Consider the following 1,983-nt stretch of genomic DNA (forward strand, 5'->3'; position numbering starts at 1 on the left):
CCTAAGGCATCTTCGACGAGTTCGGTACGCATGTGCTCGGCGATCGACCAGCCCACCAGGCGGCGGGAGAAGCAGTCGATCACCGTGGCCAAATACAAGAACTCATTGTCCCCGCATGGCAGATACGTGATGTCACCGACGTATCGGGTATTCGGTGCGATCGCGGTGAAATCACGGTTGAGCAGGTCCGGCGACGGAGTGTCGGCTGGTTCGGCGATGGTGGTGCGGTGTTTTCGGCGCAGTCGCAGGCCCTCGATGTTGTTGGCGCGCATGATCCGTGCGATCCGTTTGTGATTGATCCGCTGGTCGGCGGGTTGTCCGTGATTGATCTCGGCGGTGATCCGGGGCCGCCCGTAGGTGTTGTCCCACCGTGTGGACGGCGCGGATCTTGTCGGCGAGTTCAGCGTCGGCTGCGGCCCGGGCGGCTCGTTTCTCGGCGGCGTTGATCCATGCGTAGTACGACGAGCGGGCGATATCGATGACCTGGCACAACCGCTTCACCGGGTAGGTGTCGGAGTGGTCTGCAACGAACTGGAAGCGGTTCACCAGTTCGTCTCTCCGGCGAAATATTTTGCCGCCGACCGCAGGATGTCTCGCTCAGTTTCGAGCTTGGTTTTCTCCGCGCGTAGGTGTGCGACCTCGGCGCGGAGCCTGGCGGCTTCCTGCTCGGGTGTCTCGCCGGTGCCGGGCCCCGGAGCGGTGGCGGCGGGTCTGCGGATCGGGATACCCGCATTTCTCAGCCATGTGGTCAGGGAGCCGTGGGATACGCCGAGATCGGCGGCGATCCCGGCTACGGTCGCGCCGCCGGTGTCGCGGTACAGCTCGACTGCGTCGCGGCGGAACTCTTCGGAGTAATTTTTCTTTGCCATCGGGTTAGATCTTCTCGCTTTCCCTGGTCTGAGACCAGGATCAAGCGTGTCCAACCCGCGGGGTCAAGGCCCGTCGATGCTAAGTTCCGCGCTGCTCAGGGCGGCTTTTTTTGCAAGCCTGTTGACTGGATTGGAACGAGGGGGCGTGAGTGTTAGTGGGATCCTCCTGCAAAAAGTTGTCAGGTGACTGCAGTACTATCAAAATCGTGACCGACGAGAATGACATCCTCTATCACTACACAAACTTCGGAGGATTCTCCGGCATCATCAAAAGTCAAAAGCTCTGGGGAACCGATATAAAGTATCTAAATGATGCTCAGGAACTCAAATACAGTGCCGGGTTGATGGCCGAGATCTTTCACTCCTTGGCTCAGGAACTACCTGACCTTACAGAGGAAGAGCGGAGGGAGTGTGGTGACTTCTTCACGACCGAGGGGCCCGACCATCGAGATCCGTCGTACCTTGGACCAAAGAAACATGCACTTCGAGCCGCCGCCTGGTCGCTTGCGGCTCTCGTAGACGAGTCACAGCCGCAGATGCCATACGATTGGAAATGGGCGAACGGGTATGTCACTTGCTTTACTACCGAACGTGACTCGCTCGGGCAGTGGCGTGGATATGCAGGTGGTGATGGTTTCGCCGTAGGTTTCGATCGGGCGAAGCTAGCGGAGCTGACCTACCAATGCTGGGATTACAAAGCAGGAAACCGAATGGAACCGGACGGAAGAGGTTGGGTTGATGCTCCGATCCCTGGGCCGCGACCCATCTTCTATGGTGACGAGGCGCGGGCCGAAAACTTGAATTGGGTTCAAAACTTCCTACGTTCACGTATTTCTGAAAAGCAAGCTGCGGTTAACTACTTCAACTTTGTCACGGAGATGTTCAACGCCGCCGGTCGGTTGTGCATGACTCTGAAAGATGAATCATTCCAAGCTGAGAAAGAATGGCGACTTATCGCTATGTTCGCAGAGGCGTCCGCGCGACTGAATTTCCGGCAGGGAAGCTACGGTACTGGAGGCGTGGTTCCGTACATCGAGATCGGTTTTCCCCGTGACGCCATTGTGAAGGTTGTGATCGGGCCAGGTAATGCGCCAGATCTACGAGAGAGAGCAGT

The 1,983-nt window shown here is 57.9% G+C and carries 1 protein-coding gene and 1 pseudogene; one reads left to right on the plus strand and one right to left on the minus strand.

Going from position 1 to position 1,983, the window contains the following annotated elements; genetic code table 11:
* A pseudogene (locus ACIQ2D_RS21805) lies at window positions 1–869 on the minus strand (IS3 family transposase); the annotation flags it as partial.
* A 149-nt stretch (window positions 870–1,018) separates the two neighbouring features.
* Between ACIQ2D_RS21805 and ACIQ2D_RS21810 the strand changes: the two are divergent.
* Window positions 1,019–1,983: DUF2971 domain-containing protein (locus tag ACIQ2D_RS21810; RefSeq protein ID WP_402867393.1), on the plus strand; the 965-nt coding region annotated here is incomplete at its 3' end.

This window comes from Lysinibacillus sp. NPDC097287, assembly GCF_044761695.1.
Classification (GTDB): domain Bacteria; phylum Bacillota; class Bacilli; order Bacillales_A; family Planococcaceae; genus Lysinibacillus.